Annotated in this window: 16 protein-coding genes; 14 read left to right on the top strand and 2 right to left on the bottom strand. The window is 44.6% G+C overall.

The window, feature by feature from the left end:
- Positions 1-12: 12 nt before the first annotated feature.
- The 3 genes from NCI00_RS08930 (at position 13) to NCI00_RS08920 (ending at position 2,458) form a co-directional block, all read left to right on the top strand.
- Positions 13-798 carry a helix-turn-helix domain-containing protein gene (locus NCI00_RS08930; protein ID WP_253526794.1) on the top strand — a complete coding sequence of 262 codons (786 nt, stop codon included), beginning with the start codon at positions 13-15 and terminating at the stop codon, positions 796-798.
- Positions 799-875: 77 nt separating this feature from the next.
- Positions 876-1,481 (top strand): hypothetical protein, encoded by a 606-nt coding sequence (locus NCI00_RS08925; protein ID WP_253526793.1) that lies wholly within the window; start codon positions 876-878, stop codon positions 1,479-1,481.
- 38 nt (positions 1,482-1,519) lie between these two features.
- Positions 1,520-2,458, top strand: coding sequence for a hypothetical protein (locus NCI00_RS08920; RefSeq protein WP_253526792.1), 939 nt, complete (start codon positions 1,520-1,522; stop codon positions 2,456-2,458).
- Positions 2,459-2,655: 197 nt separating this feature from the next.
- On the opposite strand, the gene rlmF is transcribed toward NCI00_RS08920, so the two are convergent.
- Together rlmF and NCI00_RS08910 are read right to left on the bottom strand one after the other, a co-directional pair.
- A complete protein-coding gene (gene rlmF, locus NCI00_RS08915; RefSeq protein ID WP_253526791.1) occupies positions 2,656-3,624 on the bottom strand; it encodes a 23S rRNA (adenine(1618)-N(6))-methyltransferase RlmF in 969 nt (322 codons plus the stop codon).
- A 445-nt stretch (positions 3,625-4,069) separates the two neighbouring features.
- The gene (locus tag NCI00_RS08910; RefSeq protein WP_253526790.1) at positions 4,070-6,442 is read right to left on the bottom strand and encodes a right-handed parallel beta-helix repeat-containing protein; all 2,373 of its coding nucleotides are present in this window, start codon (positions 6,440-6,442) and stop codon (positions 4,070-4,072) included.
- Between the two features lie 197 nt (positions 6,443-6,639).
- Here NCI00_RS08910 and NCI00_RS08905 point away from each other — a divergent pair, with 197 nt between their 5' ends.
- From NCI00_RS08905 to NCI00_RS08855, 11 genes are all read left to right on the top strand, one after another.
- Positions 6,640-8,067, top strand: coding sequence for an alanine/glycine:cation symporter family protein (locus NCI00_RS08905; protein ID WP_253526789.1), 1,428 nt, complete (start codon positions 6,640-6,642; stop codon positions 8,065-8,067).
- Between the two features lie 93 nt (positions 8,068-8,160).
- Positions 8,161-8,709: a cupin domain-containing protein gene (locus NCI00_RS08900; RefSeq protein WP_253526788.1), complete on the top strand. Its 549-nt coding sequence runs from the start codon at positions 8,161-8,163 to the stop codon at positions 8,707-8,709.
- Between the two features lie 15 nt (positions 8,710-8,724).
- Positions 8,725-9,567: a helix-turn-helix domain-containing protein gene (locus NCI00_RS08895; protein ID WP_253526787.1), complete on the top strand. Its 843-nt coding sequence runs from the start codon at positions 8,725-8,727 to the stop codon at positions 9,565-9,567.
- A 553-nt stretch (positions 9,568-10,120) separates the two neighbouring features.
- Entirely contained in the window at positions 10,121-11,404 is a 1,284-nt protein-coding gene (locus NCI00_RS08890; protein ID WP_253526786.1) for a Gfo/Idh/MocA family protein, read from the top strand.
- A gap of 114 nt (positions 11,405-11,518) precedes the next feature.
- On the top strand, positions 11,519-12,418 hold the full coding sequence (locus NCI00_RS08885; RefSeq protein WP_253526785.1) for a sugar phosphate isomerase/epimerase family protein: 900 nt from the start codon (positions 11,519-11,521) through the stop codon (positions 12,416-12,418).
- A 147-nt stretch (positions 12,419-12,565) separates the two neighbouring features.
- On the top strand, positions 12,566-13,366 hold the full coding sequence (locus tag NCI00_RS08880; protein ID WP_253526784.1) for an alpha/beta fold hydrolase: 801 nt from the start codon (positions 12,566-12,568) through the stop codon (positions 13,364-13,366).
- A 59-nt stretch (positions 13,367-13,425) separates the two neighbouring features.
- Positions 13,426-14,247 (top strand): helix-turn-helix domain-containing protein, encoded by an 822-nt coding sequence (locus NCI00_RS08875; RefSeq protein ID WP_253526782.1) that lies wholly within the window; start codon positions 13,426-13,428, stop codon positions 14,245-14,247.
- A 75-nt stretch (positions 14,248-14,322) separates the two neighbouring features.
- Positions 14,323-15,645 carry a DEAD/DEAH box helicase gene (locus tag NCI00_RS08870; RefSeq protein WP_253526780.1) on the top strand — a complete coding sequence of 441 codons (1,323 nt, stop codon included), beginning with the start codon at positions 14,323-14,325 and terminating at the stop codon, positions 15,643-15,645.
- A gap of 207 nt (positions 15,646-15,852) precedes the next feature.
- Positions 15,853-17,067 (top strand): serine hydrolase, encoded by a 1,215-nt coding sequence (locus tag NCI00_RS08865; protein WP_310586769.1) that lies wholly within the window; start codon positions 15,853-15,855, stop codon positions 17,065-17,067.
- An 84-nt stretch (positions 17,068-17,151) separates the two neighbouring features.
- The gene (locus tag NCI00_RS08860; protein ID WP_253526776.1) at positions 17,152-20,241 is read left to right on the top strand and encodes a sensor histidine kinase; all 3,090 of its coding nucleotides are present in this window, start codon (positions 17,152-17,154) and stop codon (positions 20,239-20,241) included.
- Positions 20,219-20,950, top strand: coding sequence for a LytR/AlgR family response regulator transcription factor (locus NCI00_RS08855; protein WP_253526774.1), 732 nt, complete (start codon positions 20,219-20,221; stop codon positions 20,948-20,950). The genes NCI00_RS08860 and NCI00_RS08855 overlap by 23 nt, the downstream gene beginning before the upstream one ends.
- Positions 20,951-21,001 lie beyond the last annotated feature (51 nt).

Genomic DNA, 21,001 nt, shown 5'->3' with positions numbered 1-21,001 from the left:
CCCTGCCTTGTTATGCTTCAAATTTTACCGCCACATCCAGCCCTGCGGCCTTTTGTTAAAGCCTATTGGTACTTGCACGTTCGGCACACCATGCCTTTAGTAAGTCTGCCGATTGCTCCCATCCCTGAAACGGCTCTTTATTTTTACCCAAAAGACAAATTATCCGTAAACTATTTGGATAACTCAACCCACAAAATTCCCGATAATATTATTATAGGGCAGAGTACTTTTCGTCATAATTTACTGATTCCCAGTAATTATATAATGTTTAAAGTTCTGCTGCAACCGTCGGGATTTTTTCGATTGTTTGGTATTCCGATGACATTATTTGCGGGTAGTTATGAAGAAATCAATCTGGTATTGGGAAACGAAATCAAGGAAATAAGAGAAAGGATTGAAAACGCGGCCACGTTTGGAGAAATGGTGAACATCACAGAAGGGTTTTTACTTCGAAAAATTGTGGATTACAAGGTAGAAAAACATGCCATTGATGCGGTGTTGGAGCAATCCAATTTTTACCATTTTTCTTTGGATCAATTGGCGCAAGATGCTTGTTTGAGCAGACGTCAATTTGAACGGAAATTTCTGGAGCGGACGGGTGTATCGCCCAAATTTTATAGCCGTATTTTGCGCTTCAATCAGGCCATGAAACTGAAGCAAAAGGCTCCTCAGTTGAGTTGGATGCACATTGCGTACGACTGTGGATACTTTGATCACAATCACTTACTGCGTGATTTTAAGCAATTTACGGGTGCAGTTCCGAGTGGGTTTGATTTTGAGAAGGCCGTGATTTATTGATAGAATGTCGTTTTTTTACTAAGTCTCATCTCAAGTGTTTAGATAGATTTGCAGAAAACCATAAACTCTAATTTTTCATGATTCCTGAAACACACATTCCCCTTCTTCGCCGAGCTGCTATTTGTTTTATTATCACCGGTATAACCTACTTGGCTTTTAGCTTTCCTTTCTGGTTTTTAGGAGCTGTTGATGAAGGCGGAAAAGGTAAGCTCATCTTGCCTTTTCTATTTTTATTGGATGACCTGATTCCGCAAAACTTACAATCTTGGGTTGGCGTTATAGGTACTGCTTCTATGCTTATAGGGATAGTTTCTCTTTGGCAAACAGGCGAGCCGACGGGTATAGGCAAACGGCGCAATTTCTTTTATGTGTCAATTGCTGGGGCTGTTTCCTATATTTTGGGGCAATGGATGCCGTTACCATTTGCTCCATTGGGTGCGTTCTTAACTGGGTTGGGAATGATATTGATAGGTGTGGCGAGCATTAAAGAAAAAGTGTGGACTGATTGGAAACGTTATGTTCCTTTGGTAGTTGGCTGTTTTCCGTTCTTATGTATGTTTCCTCTACTAATCATCACTGGCCAAAGGCCTGCTGCCATCATTGGCTTTTGGGGCATTCCCTGGATAGTGTTGGGAATAGTGGCATGGCAACGGTGTTCAGAAGTGAAACATAGCTTTAGTTAAAAGTGCCATTTTCAAATTCGAAGAAAAGCAACTTTCCCATGCCTGTCAACTACAATACCACTGCCACAAAATGGGCTTTGCTCATTTATAGCATTCTTACCCTACGCCACTTTGGCATCGCGATGATGTTACAATTCATTGTGAATCCTCAGTTTGCGAATGTGCATGAAAACTTTATGCTTTATACAAAAACCTACCACAGCTTGATGATTTGGGTTGGGTACGTACCCGCCGTTTTAATGCTGTTATCGGCGATTTCAATGATTTGGCTGGCGCCTACTATCTTTCCCAAATGGGCCATTTATGTCAGTGTTGTGTTAGGCATGATTTCCGTGGTAACTACCTTATGGGTGATGATGCCTATCTATACTCAATGGGCTATCACGGGCTATGATTCGGCGCAAAACCAATACCTGCTGTCCCAAACGCTTTATTTTCAAATTATCCCTTCTGCCCTGCAAGTAGTTATTCTTATATCATTCCTCCATACGTATCTTCAAGAAGCTAAACCCGTAGCCAAATGGATATTCCTCCTTGTCGTTGTGTTGAACTTCTACAATATGGGTACAACGAGCATCGAAGGTAGCTTGGCGTATCCTCTATGGGAAACTGTGGGGGCAAAGGATTGGCTGGCTTATCGGCAAACCCCTCCCAACTTATTGTTTGGCATTATGTTCGTTTTTGCGGCTTTCTGCCCTATTTTTCTGTTGATTGCCATGTTTTGGCGCAGACCGAAAGAAATTCCAAGATACTTGGTGACAAGCTATTTGTTATTTGTGTTTTACCTTTTTGTAATTACGTTGCTCTACTTTGTGCCTGATTTTCAAGTCCCACTAAACAGCGCTTATGCGCTGTCATTAATTAAGAAATTGGGGACAGACGATTTGATCTACAGAGCGCCTGCGGGTCTGGCCTTACAGGTCATTGTAGCTTGGATGTTTCTGAAAATAAAGCCGTCGATTTTGAATGGTGATTAGTTTGTGTTGTTTTTTTAAGCGCTGTTAAATTCAACGATTTTTTACCACCAAAACGATTACCAGCATTTAGTCAAAGATTTTAAACGTTTTGCGGGAGTCACGCCCCATATGTTGATTCAGGAAAGTAATCTTAACCCCGAACGGCGATTGAAGCTAAGTGCTGAATTTGTAGGGTTATAAAAATAGCTGCTTTTGTTTTACCGCCATCTTTCCTGCCGCCACATTTTTTGTTGGTGAGTTCCGAGGAAAGTCCACGCTACCATTCGGCTGACTTTTTGCCCTTGAGCCATTTCAATCGTCTGTATCTCAAAGGCTTTTGCCTTTTTTAGGGCTTTGTATAAAAAGGGCAATGTCGTTTTTTTAGAAACCAATGAAGTAAACCAAAAACACTGGTTGCCGATTTGGGCACTTTGCTCAATCATTTTGGTAACAAATGCTTTTTCGCCTCCTTCACACCATAATTCCGCGTTTTGTCCGCCAAAATTCAGGGTTTCTTTTTGGGAGGCACTTGTCCGTCCCAAGTTTTGCCATTTGCGCTGTGTCCCTGCGGTGGCTTCTGCCAATGAAGCATGAAAAGGAGGGTTGCACATTGTAAAATCAAATTTTTCGTTGGCTTGCATAATGCCCTTAAAAATGGCGGTGGGATTTGTTTGCAGACGACATTCAACGAAGGGTGTAAGCACAGGATTGGCCGTCACAATTCGTTTGGCATTCTGAATCGCTTTGGGGTCAATATCCGACCCCACAAAACGCCAACCGTAACTTTGGTGCCCAATAATGGGATAGACACAATTGGCTCCTATGCCGACGTCAAGCCCCGTAATTTTCTTGCCGATTGGGATAACGTTATCATTGACCGAACCCAACAAATCGGCCAAATAATGAATATAATCGGCCCGCCCGGGAATAGGAGGCCGAAGATAATTGGCGGGGATGTCCCAGTGTTGAATACCATAAAAATGAATAAGAATGGCCTTGTTGAGCATTTTGACCGCCTCGGGATTGGCAAAATCAACCGACTCATCTTGGTATTTGTTGCGCACAACAAAAGGAGCCAATGCGGGGCAACTTTTAATGAGTGCGGGAAAATCGTATCGGAAACGGTGGGGATTTCGGGGATGAAGGCTTTGTTTTTCGGTAGAATTCGAATCAGCTATTGACGTCATTGGAAGTTGTACATTTTTGGGAAAACGTAAGTTACCAAAAAATCATCCAATGAATCGTCGAATTAAAGAATGATTTTTTTGGGTTAAGTACCGCGCGCTAACCGAAAAACTAGGTTGCCAATTTTAACTTCTTGAATTTTAATCCAAATTTAATTCCATTCTGAAACAAAAAATTGGGCATTGTACTAATTTTATTTCGCCGTAAATAGTTTGATATTCTTAATCTAAACATACATATATTCCTCTGGTCTATGTCTCTGAGAAAGTGGTTCATTCATTTAACTAGACAATAAAAGGTTGTCGGGAAGTGGTCGAAGGAGGCTCCTAAAAAATGGCAGAACGTTTTCACAGATAACACCAAACGGAAGATGTTTTCCGTGAGTGACCCAAATAGATTTAGTTTGTATTGATCGAAACTGCCATCCTCACTTGTCGATGGCAGTTTTTATTTTAGAAGCAATACCAACTTCATAGGTTGCTGATTTCGAATAATTTCGATGTTTATTTTGCCGTGCCAATTGACTTCTTGGTAAATATCCAAAAACGCACGGATGTTCTTAACGGCTTTACCATCTGCGGTTCGTATTACGTCTTTTTCTAATAAACCAGACTGGGTCAAAAGACTTTTTGGTCCAGTTGAGGTTACGAGAATGCCCGTTTCGTCGGGCAATCCGTAGGCCGATCGGTCGCCTAATCCTTCAATGTTTTTGAGTGTACCTCCTAAAAATGAGATGGTTGAGGTCTTGTCGTCAAGCGATTGCGCATTGATAAGCGCTGGAATAACTGGTTGTAAAGAAATTTTCTTTAACTCAGGTTTTTGTACCCCAAAGTCAGCCATAGAAAAATTCTTAAAGCCGATGAGCAGGGCAGGAGAGGAGGCGCTTACCCGATAATCTCCCACTGAAGCGTTGATAAATTCGGGGTTGCCTGCGGTACTTTTGGCATCCGTGTTGTTTTTACGGGCCAATGCCAGCGATGCCGAATCTGGGAATAAATTTTGGTCAATGTTCATGCCCCAATCCTTCACCTGAATGGGAAAGTATTTTTTCATGACAATGTTATACCTGAACTCATCGCCGCTGTTTTTAAACCACACATGCGGATGAAAGGAGTTGTTGACCATGATATTGTTTTCTACTTTGCGGTAAAAACCCTCCCGAAGTTTGAGCCCACCGTTGAGACAAACGTTATTGTAAATGTGATAATTTGAGGAACCGTCGTCCAAATCAATGTCCCAGCCGTGGTCGCACCGAAAACGATTGTGACGGATAATGGTCTGTTTTTGAGCATCTAACAAAATCAGTTCGGGGTGCACCGCCACGAGGCTGTCCATGTACCTGCGATTGGCGTACCAGAATCGGTCACGCCCCCAAGAATTAAAAGCGCCGTGGTCGCCCGTTTCCAAGACCGTGTTAAATACGTCGTTATACTCCAAAATATGCCCGCCCCAAGCTCCGTCGCCGATGTTGATACCCGCGCGTGGGGTGTTGTAAATGCTATTATGGCTGACTGTAATGGTGGATGAAAGTTCAATTTGGACCCCTGTGGCCTGTTTTTCTAGTTGACCCATGTCATGAATCAGGTTATCCGTGACCGTACATTCCTGCGGAAAATTGTTGGTTTGTGGGCCGGGCGTTTTGTCTAATTTTTCGTACGGAATCGAAAGCTCGTACCTAAACGACGGCGAACGTGCCGCTTTTGGGTCACCCACAAAGGCCACCGCGCTCGCACCGATGTGGTGAATGTGGCAGCCGCTGATGGCGGTGTATTTGTTGTAATTGCTTACCACAATGGCATTCCCGCCCAGCCCAGAGAATGTACAATCTGTGATTTTACAGTTTTCGGTGCCGTCAAAAAGTACAGCTCCGCCCCGATAAAAAGTCCAATCGCTGCGCACCAGCGGCTCTTTGGTTTCCATAAAACTGCGCTCAGTATGCACAAAGTGCAGGTTTTTGAGCTGCACATTACGGACGGGCTTGTTGGCCATACCCCTCAGTTCGAGGAGATTTTTGAGTGTGGACACTTCCACCAAAGCGGTGCCAAGATTGACGTTTTGGGGAGGGTAGAAATAAAGAATACGGCTTGTTTTATCAAAAAACCATTCTCCGGGCGCATCCAGTTCTTCCCTGATATTTTCGACGAAACGGTACTGTTTGTGCATTGGAGCGGGGCGGTTGTTTTGCCAACCTCCCTCCAGTTTCAATTCTCCTTTTTCGTCTTTTCCCGTAATAATATAGTGAAACCCGCCCCATTCGCCCGAGTGCAGGGCGTGAACATACCCACCAGTCGGATTTTTCCAAGTTTTGACGCGTTCGGGTGAAATTGCATCGGCAGCGGTCCCGTGAAAAACCCGAGCATTGGCATCGTAGTTAGGATAACGGGCCAACTGCTGCTGCTGACCGTCGATAAAAAGTTGTTCAAATGCAATATTTGGCGCTACAACCGCCTGATAAATGCCGTTTTGGGAAGGTTTCCAAGCAAGTTGTAAGGGTTGCCCACCATCAATAAAAACGGGCTCATTTTTATAACCTGTTATCTCCAGTGATTCAAATAAGGCATCGACGGCGTTAATTACCAGTGTTTTATCTAAATAGTAAGTGCCTTTTCTCAATTGAATAATAGCTTTCTGTCCTTTTGCCCGTTGGGCCGCCAATAGTGCTTTGGTGAGCGTTTTGAACGGTTTTTGAAGCATACCGTTGTTGGCATCGCTGCCGTTGGGAGCCACATAAAAAGTGACTTGGGCGGTTGCTGATTGCGTCGAAAAGACCACAAAAAAGAGAAAAACGAAGCGTACAAACGTTGGGGTAAATACCGGCATAATCAAAAACGGGATTCTCAGAATGTGTAGTACATAAAATAGGTGAAATACAACTTTTCTACTGTAATCAATCTTTTTTTGGACAGATTACCACGCTTTTCATTTAATATCCTTTTCTTTGAATACAAGATTCACTCCATACCTTAAATTTTTCTTCTGTACAAACTAAACCTAACAACTAATCTCACAGGAATTTCATGGAAAAAATTATTACCGCTGTCAATGACATTATTTGGAGCAATGCCCTGATTTTACTTTGCCTCGGGGCGGGCATTTACTTCTCGATTGCCACCCGTTTTTTACAGGTACGTTACGTAAAAGAAATGGTGACTTTGTTGTTTGGAGGCAAAGCATCAGCCAAAGGTGTTTCGTCGTTTCAGGCGTTTGCCATTGCGATTTCGGGTAGGATTGGCACCGGAAACATCGCTGGGGTGGCTACGGCCATCGCCATGGGAGGGCCAGGGGCTGTTTTTTGGATGTGGGCCATTGCATTCTTAGGCGCATCCTCGGCTTTTATCGAGGCCACGCTCGGACAAATTTACAAGCAGGTCAAAGACGGACAATACCGTGGAGGGCCGGCATTTTACATCGAAAAAGGATTAGGGATTCAATGGTATGCTACCCTTTTTGCGGTGGCCACGATTCTGAGTACGGCTTTATTTTTGCCGGGTGTGCAGAGCAACAGCATTGCGTTGAGTGCCAAAATCGCTTTTGATGTTCCAGTAGAAATAACGGGTGGTATCATAACCATTTTGCTGGGACTCATCATTTTTGGCGGTGTGAAGCGCATCGGACAAGTGGCCGAAATCGTGGTGCCGTTTATGGCGGGAGGTTATATTTTGATGGCTTTAATCATCATTGGCCTCAATATCACCAAAGTACCCGCGATGTTCAGCCTGATTTTGCGCTCTGCTTTTGACATGGAGCCCGCCTTGGCGGGTATTTTTGGCATGGCTGTAGCGTGGGGGGTAAAAAGAGGAATTTATTCCAACGAAGCAGGGCAGGGTACGGCACCTCATGCGGCAGCAGCGGCTGAAATTAGCCATCCTGCCAAGCAGGGGTTGGTGCAGGCGTTTTCGGTTTATGTGGATACGATTTTTGTGTGTACCGCCACGGCGCTCATGATTTTGTTCACTGGCAAATACAACGTTGTAAATCCTGCGGGTGGTTTTTTAGTAGAAAATGTACCGGGCTTAGCCATTGGCTCAGAATATACGCAGGCAGCGGTCAATACCCATTTTCCAGCGTTGGGTGGGGGATTTGTGGCGATTTCGCTGTTGTTTTTTGCTTTTACGACCATCATGGCGTATTACTATATTGCCGAAACCAATTTAAGCTATTTGTCTTCCAAAGGGGATAATAAATGGTTGGTAAACGGGCTCCGAGTGATGATTATGGCCGCCACTTTTTATGGTTCTATCAAAACCGCCGCACTGGCCTGGACCTTGGGTGATATTGGCGTAGGAATGATGGCGTGGCTCAATATTATTGCCATTTTGTTGCTCAGAAAACCTGCTTTCAAAGCCTTTAAAGATTATGAACAACAGCGAAAAGCAGGTTTGGATCCTGTATTCAGCCCCAAGAAGTTGGGGATTAAAAATACGGATGAATGGGATAAAGAATAGTGAGTGTTTGTGGGAAAATGTCCATTTTTTCCCACCAATTTCTGCGTTTGATTGGGGAGTTTTGCATCATAAACAACCTAAAATCAAACAAATATGAAACGCAGAAACTTCTTGGCCGTTGCCGTGGCTGGCGTAACAACTCCTTCTCTTTTAGCCCAGAAAACGGTCAGAACGAACACACCTCCGTTTGTGGTCAAAGCAGGTGACGCCCGCTTTGGTGTTCATACACCTTACAAAGGTATTAACCCAAACGACCTTAAAATTTCGGGTAAAGATACAAATGGACAATTAGCTGTTTTTGAGTATATTGGCAACGATAAAGTGGGTCCTTCTTTGCACGTACATCACGAACAAGACGAGATTTTTTCTATTATCGAAGGAGATTTTTTGTTTCAGGTAGGCGATAAGCAGTTTACGGCGAAAGCAGGAGATACCGTTTTTGCCCCGCGCAAGGTTCCTCATACGTGGATACAACTCTCTGAAAAAAGCAAAATCATTTATTACGTTCAACCTGCGGGTAAAATGGAGGAGTTTTTTCTCACAATGAATGAGTTGAAAGCCCCACCGACGAAAGAGCAAGCAGAAGAGATTCATAAAGCACACGGAATGACTATTTTAGGCCCGGGATTAACGATAAAATAAACCCAAATTGCTCAGATGATGGTGGCCATCTACGATTACCGACTTCCAAGCCCTGCCTTGTGTGAATACGTGAGACAGTTTCAGATTGTAGGCTGTGAATTTCCGCGCTCGATGGCGGTTTTACCCGTAAAATCGTATTGGCCTCGTGCCGAAAATTGCTTGTCTTTTTTTCCGAAAGACCCCGAAAAAGTGGAGTATGGCTTTGATGGCAAATTGGTGCAGAGTACCCGGTCGCGCTTGTATGGGCAACATTCTATCGTTACAAATCGCCACGTAGGGCGGGATTTTATGGTATTTCAAGTACAATTTCAGCCTGGAGCCTTGTTTCGTCTTACGGGCATTCCTGCCAATGAATTGACCAACACGTTTTTAGATGCAGAGCAGGTGTTTTCTACCGAAATACGCTTAGTCAATGAGCGGTTGAGTTACGCGGTTCATTACACCGAAATGATTGAAATAGTAGAATGTTTCTTATTGAATTTAATCAAAAAAGTAAAAAAGAATGAACGGCCGATTGATAAAGTGAGCCGTTATATTCTACAAAACCCTTCGACTGCTTCTTTGGATTGGCTTGCCGATCAAGCCTGCTTGTGTCAGCGGCAGTTTTATCGTCAATTTGTTCAAAGTGAGGGAGTTAGTCCCAAGTTGTATGCCCGAATTGCCCGTTTTGAGAATGCCATGAAACTTAAAAACGCCCAACCTTCCAAGGATTGGTTGAGTGTTGCCATCGACTTAGGGTATTACGACTACCAGCATTTGGTGCGAGACTTTAAAGAATTTACCAATTTAACGCCCAACGCTTTTTTTCTACAGGACGGTCAATCGCCCGAACGCACCTTTGGCGTGGTGGAGACGTAGGGAGTTAGCTTTAAATATTACAACAAAATCCCAAATTCAGGTTGTATTTTTTCGGGCAAATTATCTTCACCCAGTACCCTGAGCGTAGCCCCAAACGCCCGACTTGAATTGGTAATTGCCTCCCAAATGATACGCCTTCTCAGTTGCGGCCGTGGGCTTGGTTGTTTTTGAAACCCACATAAAAAGCAGTAGCTGTACCAATCAATGACATGACAAAATTGAGATAGCGCTTTACGTACAAGAGTGTCGGGTTTTTTGACCAAAAATAAGAAGTGATTTCAGTTTTGCAATAGCCCGTTCTTGGTTTCAACGATTGATATTTAGAGATTCATTGACATTTTTCAATGAAGGCCAAAAAATCCAATTCTCAACAAAATGGAGGATTTGACGTCATTATTTAAAATAATTTACTATTTAATTACTATTTATTAAAAAAAATGTAGCATTTTTGAATCAGCGTACAAACCTTGAAATAATACGTAAGGCGGATATCGTCGGTAAATCATTGTTTTGTATATTTACTATTTTCTAAACCATTTAAACACACACTTATATGAACACCTCACGTCGCGATGTGTTAAAATTAGCAGGAGCGGCCCTTGCAAGCACCGCATTTCCATCCATTATTGTTCCAAATCGTGCTTTTGCGGGCATCAACAGTGACACCCTCAAAGTGGGTCTTATCGGTTGCGGCGGCCGTGGCTCTGGCGCAGCGATGCAAGCCCTCAAAGCAGACTCCAACGTAGTTTTACACGCCCTCGGCGATATATTCCCCGAGCGTTTTGATACGTGTTTGGAAGGATTGCGCAAAGTACACGGAGATAAAGTAAAGGTGGACAACGAGCGTAAATTCGTGGGGTTTGATGCTTACCAAAAAGTGATTGATTCGGGCGTTGACGTGGTTTTATTGGCAACTCCTCCGTTCTTCCGTCCGTTGCACCTTGAAGCGGCCATCAACGCCGGCAAACATATTTTTTGCGAAAAACCAGTAGCCGTTGACGCGCCCGGTATTCGTAAAGTTATTGAGTTGGCAAAGGTCGCCAAAGAGAAAAACCTCTCGCTTGTGTCGGGCTTCTGCTGGCGTTTCCACGAGCCAAAACGTGCCGTATTCGGCAAAATTAACGATGGTTCGATTGGCGAAGTAATGAGCATTTACAATACCTATTATACAGGTGGTGCCTGGAATTTTCCGCGCCAAACGGGTTGGTCAGACATGGAGTTTCAGTTGCGTAACTGGATGTATTATACATGGTTAGCAGGTGACCATATCGTAGAGCAGGCCGTGCACAGCATCGACATGATGTCGTGGGCCATGGGTGATGTTTTGCCCGTGAGCGCCGTCGGAACGGGTGGTCGTCAGGTGCGAGTTGACCCGCTGTTTGGTCATATTTTTGACCACTTTGCCATCACTTACGATTATCCCAACGGGGCCAAAGGTTTCCACTTCTCGCGTCAGCAAGAAAATACGGAGCGTAGCTATTTAGTGGAGACCTTCGGAACCAAAGGCCGGGCGATGGCCAATTGCTCGCGCCCGATGCACAAAATTGAGGGACAGAATCCGTGGGAATATTCGGGCGTGCAAAATGATATGTACCAAACCGAGCACAACGAATTGTTTGCGTCTATCCGTAATAGCAAGCCCATTAACAACGGTGAGTGGATGGCCAACAGTACCATGATTGCCATCATGGGCCGCATGGCAGCGTATACTGGCAAGAAAATTACGTGGGAAGATGCGATGAAATCAACCGAAAAACTCGGCCCTGATTCGGTTAGCTTCGACACAGCCGTTCCAAAAATTGAAGTGGCTCGTCCTGGCTTTACGCCTTTCATATAAATTTAAAATGACTGTCCGTTAGTTGTTATCTGTAAAAACTTATCCTTATTGGATGAAGGATTACTGCTAACAATTAACGGATATTTTATTTTCGGATAAACCAAAACCTCTCTCATGCAAAGAAGAACATTTATCAAAAATACTGCCGTTGCAGCCTCGGCGGCGGTAATAGGCGTAGATACGTTTGTGCAGGCTTCTCCCGTGGCACCACCGCTGATTAAGAAGAGCCTGAAATACGGAATGGTGACCGAAAAGCTTTCCGTGCTCGACAAATTTAAACTCCTGAAAGACCTTGGTTTTGACGGTGTTGAGCTGGATTCCCCCAACGATATTGACCCCAAAGAAATATTGGAAGCTCGCGACAAAACTGGTCTAGAACTGCCAGGAGTAGTCAACTCTGCGCACTGGAAATCGCCGTTGTCGAGTGCCGACCCTAAAGTGCGGGAGGTGTGCTCGAAGGCAATGGAAAAATCCCTTTATGATTGCAAAATGTACGGCGGTACTACGGTACTGTTGGTGCCTGGTGTGGTCAATGAAGGTACAAGCTACAAAGATGCCTACGAGCGTTCGCAGGCTGAGATTCGTAAATTGATTCCGATTGCCGAAAAAACGGGCATCAAAATTGCGCTCGAAAACGTTTGGAACAACTTCCTGATTAGTCCCCTTGAAGCGGCGCGTTACGTAGACGAAATCAATCACCCGCTAGTAGGCTGGTACTTTGACGTGGGCAATATCCTTCGTTACGGCTGGCCTGAGCATTGGATTGAAGCACTCGGCAAACGCATCATGAAGATTGACATCAAGGAGTTTAGCCGTAAAAAACAACAGGACGAAGGCCTCTGGAAAGGTTTTAACGTGGAGTTGTTGGAAGGAGATTGCAATTGGCCCGTGGTCAACCAAGCCCTCGCCAAAATTGGTTATTCAGGCTGGGCTTCGGCAGAAGTGCCCGGCGGCGACCGAAAGCGACTGGAAGTCATCAGTCAAAAAATGGACGGCATCTTTAAAGCAGTATAAATCAAAAAAGGCAAGTCGGAAGGCTTGCTTTTTTTTTGTTCATTGGCCAGATGATGTGAGGGGATATTGGTAAAAGATGTCGTTTTTTTACTTGTCGCTTTTTGAGTCGGGAGGGTACTTTTGCCTAAAACATCCCCCTCCGAAACGATGAAAAAGCTTTTGTTTTTATTGGTACTTGCCTGTCTAAACCCTTTTTGTTTCGCGCAAAAACAGCCTTCTCAAACGTATTTGTTGGTACATGGCGCATGGCACGGCGCTTGGTGCTGGAACAAAGTAGTTCCGTTACTGACCACCCAAGGGCACAAAGTGGTCGCCATTGACCTACCGGGTCATGGCACCGATACCACGCCTCCCGACGATATTACGCTCGACCGCTACGTGTCTAAAGTGATAGATGTAGCCAATCAAGCGGGAGGAAAGGTGGTTTTGGTGGGTCATTCGATGGGAGGAGTGGTGATTGCGCAAGCTGCCGAACAATTGGGGTTACAAAAAGTAAGTAAACTGGTATTTTTGGATGCTTTTTTACCCAAAAACGGTGATTCAGTAAGCTCATTGGCCCAGCTGATTGAAGCAACGCTTCCCAAAGATACGAGCCGTATAACCGTCGGAAAAGCGTTAATTGTGGCTCCAAATCGCAAAACAAGTACTTTCAAGCCTGAGCTTGCTGATATTCTTTTTTACCATGATTGCACCGATGAAGACCGTCAGTTTGCCCATCAAAACCTATCCAGGCAATCTTTTGCCCCGTTGGGTACGCCCGTTAGGCTAACGGATGCGGTGTATGGGGACATTCCAAAATATTACATTCTGTGTACTGAAAGTAAAGATTTGGATAAAACACTGCTACCAACCCGGGTCAAGTGTGAGCGTGTGTATAGATTGAAGTCGAGTCATTCGCCCTTTTTCTCCATGCCCGTCGAGTTGGCGGCCCTACTGCTACAAATCTGAGAACGATTGTGGGGTATTCGCTGGAATGTGATTAATTTTGTCTTATATCGACTAAGTTTATGATATTCAGGGAGATACTGCCCAGCATCGCACTGCGGCCTTTTGTCCAAAATTATCTATTGGTCAATCTCAATTCGACCATAGGTTATCATATTAAACCTTATCCGACAAGAATTGAGCAAGCCTTGGCGTTTTTTGGGCGCGGTGGAATTTATTCACATGATTTAACGGCGGGCAACAGTTATAAAGTAGCCCGAAGTGCTGTTTTTGGGCAACAGGTAAGCCGGCTCAATTTTCAAAATTACTATGGCCCTGATTTTTTGATGCTGATGGTTATCTTTCAGCCAGGGGCCATGTATCGTTTGTTGGGCATTCCGAATTACGAATTGACCGCAACTTACCATGATGCTTCGGCCCTGATTCACCCCGAATTGCTGAAGGTCAGCGACCAAATTGCCGACGCCGATAGCTACGACGAAATGATTGAGCGAGCGGAAGAGTTTCTGATTGGCAAAATTAGAAACGTCAAAAAGGAAAGTTCTCCGATTGACAAAATTGGGCTGCTGCTGCAGAGAAACCCCACACAGTTTTCGTTGGATTGGTTGGCAAGTCAAGCCTGCTTGAGCCCGCGACAGTTTGAACGTAAATTCAATGAGCGTATGGGGATTGGTCCTAAGCTGTATAGCCGCATCAGCCGTTTTTATCAGGCTTTTCAGTACAAAGTAATGCATCCTCATTTGGATTGGCTAAGCGTAGCGGTTCATTTTGGGTATAGCGACTACGACCATTTAGCCAAAGACTTCAAGCAATTTGCCAACGTTACACCTAATCTCCTCTTAAAAGAGAATGCCCAACGGCCCGAAATCATCGTGGATTTGTAAGTTGAATGAGAAGAGAATCCTCGACAAGCCCGATTCATATTCTCAAATCCCGTCAGAAGGCCGTACCTTTGCGGCATGAACAACAATCAATCCATTTCAACGATACTTTCTAATGTAGGTGTTGAAGCATTAAATCCGATGCAACAGGCGGCTCAAAAAGCCATTTTGACCAATAATAACACGTTATTGATATCTCCAACTGGCTCTGGCAAAACCTTAGCTTTTCTATTGCCACTGGTACAATTATTACAACCCGAAAAACAGACGGTACAGTGTTTGATTCTTACTCCCTCGCGTGAGTTGGCGATGCAAATTGAGCAGGTCTGGAAAAAAATGGCCACGGGTTTTAAAGTAAATGTGTGTTATGGAGGGCACGCGATGGCGACCGAAATACAGAATTTCAGTGAGCCTCCAGCGGTCTTGATTGGTACCCCTGGCCGCATTGCCGACCACCTGACCCGCAACTCGTTTTCACTGGACGATATTCAGACGCTGATTTTGGATGAGTTTGATAAGTCTCTGGAAATGGGGTTTCAGGAGCAAATGGCTTTTATCATGGATGGATTACGCAATCTCACCAAACGGGTGCTGGTATCGGCCACGGCGGGTATCAAAATCCCTGGCTTTGTGGGATTGGTTACGCCCAACATTGTCAATTTTACCCCCGAAGAAGAAGGCCCGCAAGCTTTGGTGATGAAGGCCGTGATTTCGGAAGATAAAGACAAAGCCGATACGTTGTTTCGGCTGATTTGTTCGCTACATTCCGAGTCGGCGTTGATTTTCTGCAATCACCGCGATGCCGTGGAGCGAACCTGCGAATTGTTGAAGGAACGGGGCGTTCAGGCGGCTTTTTATCACGGTGGTATGGATCAAGATGCCCGCGAACGCGCCTTGATTCAATTCAGAAACGGTAGCGTTAATTATTTAGTAACCACCGATTTGGCGGCGCGTGGGCTGGATATTCCCGAAATGAAGCACGTCATCCATTATCATTTGCCCATCCATGAGCACGAGTTCATTCACCGCAATGGCCGAACGGCCCGAATGCACGCCACGGGCAATTCTTACTTGATTTTCCAAAAGGATGAAGTGCGCCCACAATACGTGGAAAACAATATGATTGAAATTCAGCTTTTAGACACTTACCCGTTGCCCAATCCCCCCGAATTTGTGACGATTTATGTCAGCGGCGGCAAGAAAAACAAGCTAAACAAAGTGGATATTGTGGGCTTTTTCTCCCAAAAAGGCGAACTCGAAAAAGGAGATTTGGGGCTAATTGAAGTGAAAGATTATATCTCCTTCGCCGCCGTAAAACGTACGAAATACAAAGCGCTGTTGGAGAAAATCAAGGAAGAGAAAATGAAAGGCAAAAAGTATAAGATTGAAGTAGCGCGGTAGTTTTTTGTGTCGTGGCGTGTGTCTTTTAGCCGTAACTAACTGCTCGTCGGTGTGAAATTATTCCTGCAATTTTGGAATTTAATTCCAAAATTGCAGGAATAATTTTTCTTGATAGTTATGCGCAAATTCTCTCTTAACAGCATCGTATCATTATTCATTTTTTTGTCAATTTCAGTTGCTCATTCGCAGCCCAAAACCCACGTTTTGATGGCGCAACTGATGACCGAAAACCCACATGCTGTTTTTCAAGAGGTGGTCAGGCATCCCGAAAAATACCGCCTTCAGATTATCTATACGCAGATTGACCGCGACAAAAACAACAAACCATCTTTTAAAAATTTCTATTTTAACCTCGACAGTACGTTTTACTTCAATCCTGCTTCCATCGTCAAATTGCCATTGGCGTTGTTGTCGTTGGAAAAGATTAACAAATTGGAAGTCAATGGATTGGATAAGTTTACGTCGATGCAGTTTGATTCGGCGTTTAGCGGGCAAACCAAGGAGTGGAAAGATGAAACATCGCCTAACGGGTTTCCGTCGATTGGCCATTTTATCAAAAAAGCCTTTTTAGTCAGCGATAACGACGCCTACAATCGGATGTATGAGTTTGTGGGACAGCAGGCCATCAACCGCGCATTGCACGCCAAAGGGTACCCAGATACGCGCATCACACACCGCTTTGTGCGCATGACTCCCGAAGAAAATCGTCATACCAATCCTGTGAGGTTTATCCGCGAAGATGGCTCGCTTTTGTACGCCCAACCTGCGACGTATAATCCCGACCCGTTTGATTTTAGCCGAATCGCAAAAGTAGGGGAGGGTTACATGAACGCAAAAGATAGTCTCATCAACGAGCCGATTGATTTCACAATGAGAAATAAATTACCGCTTGAGGCTTTTCAACAAATGCTACAATCGGTGATGTTTCCGCTTTCGGTGCCTGCCAAACAGCGTTTTGATTTGACCCAAGAGGATTACAAGTTTCTGTATCAATACCTTTCTCAGTTTCCGGGCGAGACCAATTATCCCAAATATGACGGAACTCAATACTACGATAGTTACGTCAAATTCTTCTTTCAGGATAGCACCCATCACCAATTGCCGGAGGGTGTGCGGGTGTTTAACAAAGTGGGCTGGGCGTATGGCTTTCTGACGGACGCCTCGTACGTGGCAGATTTTAAAAACAAGGTGGAATACATGCTTTCGGCCACGGTGTACGTGAATAGTGATGGAATTTTGAACGACAATAAATATGAGTACGAAAGCATGGGACATCCGTTTCTGTACCAGTTAGGACAAACGATTTATCAGTATGAATTGGCGCGTAAAAGAGCTTATCGGCCAAATCTGAGTAAGTTCAACATCAGGTACGAGAAACGCATGAACGACAATCGGCCCGTCGTCAAAGACGTGGACAATTAAAATCTCCGTTAGCGCATACCGTTTACTAAATTGATTGCTTAAAGTGCGGTTTTTTGGTTTATTTTGGGATAAACCTCTACTTCCATGCCCAAGTATTTACTTTTCCTTTTGGTTGGTAATATGGGTGTTTTTGGACAAGCCCCCCTCCAATTGTCGTTTCATCACCTGACGCGTGAAGAAGGACTTTCCAACAACAATGTTTTTTTTATGCACCGCGATTCGCGCGGGTTTTTATGGCTTGGTACGCACAACGGCCTCAATCGATTTGACGGTACGAAGTGCAGAGTATATAAGCCCTCCAATTCAAATCTGAGGGGAGTTGATATTAATAATATCGTTGAGGATTCCAAGGGTAATTTATGGGTAGGCTCAAACGAAGGACTGAATTTCTATCACCGCCAAACCGACCAGTTTAAATTTATTGAATTGCCTTTTGGTAAGGGCACAACAATGGCTTTTCCTTACCATATCGACCATCTGGGGAGGGTTTGGATGGGCCTGTCGGGAATTAAAAACACAGGGTTGTATGTGTATGAGCCTGACTCCGAAAAGTTTACGTTTGTTACCAATGAAGTCAGTATCACGCTTCCCCGCTCGTATACCCCCCCATTCGAGGAGTTGAAGACCTTTTATAGTGGCGGTAAAAACAACGTTGGGATTACAAAAGTCTCTTTAAAAAATACGAAAGTTACCAAAGTTGAATATTTTTTTGACGGCACAAAACAGCCTGCCAAAACCAATGTTGGGGAATACATCATTGTCGAGAATGACTCAATTCTTTGGCAAACGGGTGATTACAACGCACTGACCCGCCTAAATATCCAAAGTGGTACAACTGAAAATTTCAAAACCTATGAACGGCAGCCCGTGTCGTACCTGACGCGAGGAGTACGTTACAAAAATCGTTTGCTGTTTGGGTCGAATGTCGGTTTGTATGTGTTTGACCTAGCTCAAAAAAAGTTTGTACAACGACTTCAGCATTCGGCTTCCAAACCCGACGGCTTGGCGGCTAACATGGCCGAAAGCATCTATCTGGATAATGAAGGTAATCTTTTTGTGGCGCAGGCGGGGTTTGGTGTGGATTATACAAACCTCAACCGTATTCAGTCGGCGCACTGGCTTACAGCCGACCAAATTACGACCTTGGGTTTGCCCGACAATCATGTGGCGAGTCTAGTGCGTTGGCGCGACCATTCGTACCTCAACCTGCAAAGCGGCGGGGCCGTTGAATTGGACGCGCAAGGACGGTTTATAAATTACTACAAAGGAAAATTTACGTTGCTGGCCGATACAAAAGAACGGATTTGGTTTTTAAATGGGAACGGAGTAGAAGTTTTTGACCCAGCTGGCAAAAAATCACTTCAATTGCCTTTCAATGATCATAAGGCTATGATTGGGGGCGCAGGCTTCATGGTAGAAACGTTGCCCGGGCATTATCTGTTTTCAGGCAATGGTTTGTGGGAAATTGTTGAAACAAAAGGGGCATTTTCCATCAATTCTGTCGCTGCTATTGCCAATGAGAAATTTGTCGGTTGCCATCCGATGTACTATGATGCATCTACGAAGCAAGTGTTTTTGTCGGTCAATTGGTGGTCGGGGATAGTAGTATTGTCCAGACAGTCAGATACTTGGAAGGTTGTTCATCGACGTTTAGATTTTCCCTTTAGGGTTCATTGGTTTGCGGCGGCTATGCCGTCTGACAGTTTGTGGTTTTGCACCAATCGAGGGTTAGCACTGGTCAATAAACGCACCTTAGGTTATCAATTGTTGACCGAAAAAGACGGCCTGCCCGACAATGCCGTCACCAATCTAGTTCCTGAGCCCAACGGGAATCATTGGTTGGTTACCAATCGGGGAATTGCCCACTTTGACCGTATCAAAAATGAGTATTTGAACTTTACCTCTCGCGAAGGGGCCAATTCTAAAGAGTACGACTGGTACGGCAACTTTCTGTTGCCTGACGGGCGGGCCGTGTTTGGCGGCAACAACGGTGTGACGGTCATTGACCCACAGGCCAATGATACCTACAATGTGAGGCCGAAGGTGCAAATTACGGGACTGTACGCCCACGAAAAACCGCTGGTTACCCATACCTACATTGGTGAAACACCCGAAATAGAGTTACAACCAGACCAAAATTCATTTGCCCTTGATTTGTCGGGAATCGAATATGGATTTCCGCAAAAAGTAAAACTGCGCTATCAGTTGGAAGGAGTGGATGGGGAATGGATTACAACCCCCAATCCAACAACGGTACGGTATGCCGACCTGCGTGAGGGCAAGTATCGGTTTGCAGTCAGGGCTACCGATGAGGCTGGGAAAATAAGCTCGGAGATGCGCACGTTGAATGTGGTGATTCACGCCCCTTTTTGGCGTTCCCCTTGGTTCAGGGCTTTGCTGGTATTTACACTTATGGGGGTGGGGTATGTGTTCTATCGCCTTAGAATCAGTCAAATACGGGCAGAGGTGAAGTACAAAGAAGAAATCAAACGCGTGAAAGCCGAAGCCGAAATCATGGCGTTGCGGTCGCAGATGAATCCCCACTTTATATTTAACTGCATGAATACGATTGACTCCTACATCATGCTCAATAAAACGAGTCAAGCCAGTGATTTTTTGCAAAAATTTTCACGACTGATTAGGATGATTTTAGAAAATTCAAGGCAAGAGTTCATCCCTATCGCGCAGGAATTGGAAGCATTAGAGTTGTATATTCAATTGGAGCAGGAGCGGAGTAATGGTAAATTTAACTATGAAATTTCCCTCGACCCTCGGCTCAATCAGCGGCAATACCTTATTCCATCTACGCTGTTTCAGCCCTTGGTCGAAAATGCCATTCTGCACGGACTGCGCCACAAAAAGGGAGAATCAGCGGAATTGTACATCCATCTGAAAATGGGGGATGAGCAACTTATTAGTAACATCATTGATAACGGCATTGGCCGCAAGGCATCGTCCAAAGTTAACGCTTTCAAAAAATACCAGACTCAGTCGTTGGGAACGGCGCTTACGGAAGAGCGTATTCGAAAGCTGAATGACCTCTACCCCGACAAAACATCGTTGAAAATCAAAGATATTCAGTTTGAGAATGATACTGGCACCATCGTAGAATTGCGTTTACCCTTACTTACCCTTCAAACTTTGAAACAACATGATAACGGCAGTCTTGATTGATGATGAAATTGTCAGCCTTGAAGCACTTCAACTCAAAATTCAGAGGGCGTCTGATGAGATAAAAGTGATTCATACCTTTGATTCGGCCCCAGAAGCGGCCAAGCACATAGAAAAGCTGGCCCCTGATGTGATTTTTTTGGACGTCGAAATGCCCGAAATGGATGGTTTTGACTTCTTGTCGGCTTTTCCTGACCGCTCCTTTGAGGTCGTCATTACTACGGCTCACAGCGAATACGCCATTCAGGCGGTTCGACAAAGTGCGGTGGATTTTTTGCTGAAACCTTTTGGAGTCAAGGAGTTAATGGAGACTGTTGAGCGTTTGGTACAGAAAATAAAAAGCAAACAAAAAACGGAACGCTCGGCCTTTTCAAAACTCAATGCCCAATTTGACAAGATTCCTGTTCCTTCTCTACGGGGTATTTCTTTTTTGCCCATTAAAGAGATTCTGTACTTGGTGTCTGAGGGTAACTACACCACGATTTACCTCGACAACAAACAGAAAATTGTCTCGTCGCGCAATTTGGGCGATTATGAGGCTTTGTTGGAAAATCTGCAATTTTTTAGGATTCACCACTCCACACTGATCAATTTGGCGCACATTCGGGAGTATTTACGGGGCGAAGGCGGCAGTGTATTGCTCACCGACGGCACCGAGCTGGACGTGTCGAAGCGCAAAAAGAAAGAATTCTTGGAAGTGATTGGTTTTTAACCCAGTTATACAATCAAGTGCCCCAGTTATACAGTTATGCCTAAGTCAGGG

This window comes from Runella salmonicolor, from assembly GCF_024158025.1.
In the GTDB taxonomy this organism is placed as follows: domain Bacteria; phylum Bacteroidota; class Bacteroidia; order Cytophagales; family Spirosomataceae; genus Runella; species Runella salmonicolor.
Note: the sequence above shows the minus strand (reverse complement) of the source record. Positions and strands in the feature narration are given on the sequence as shown.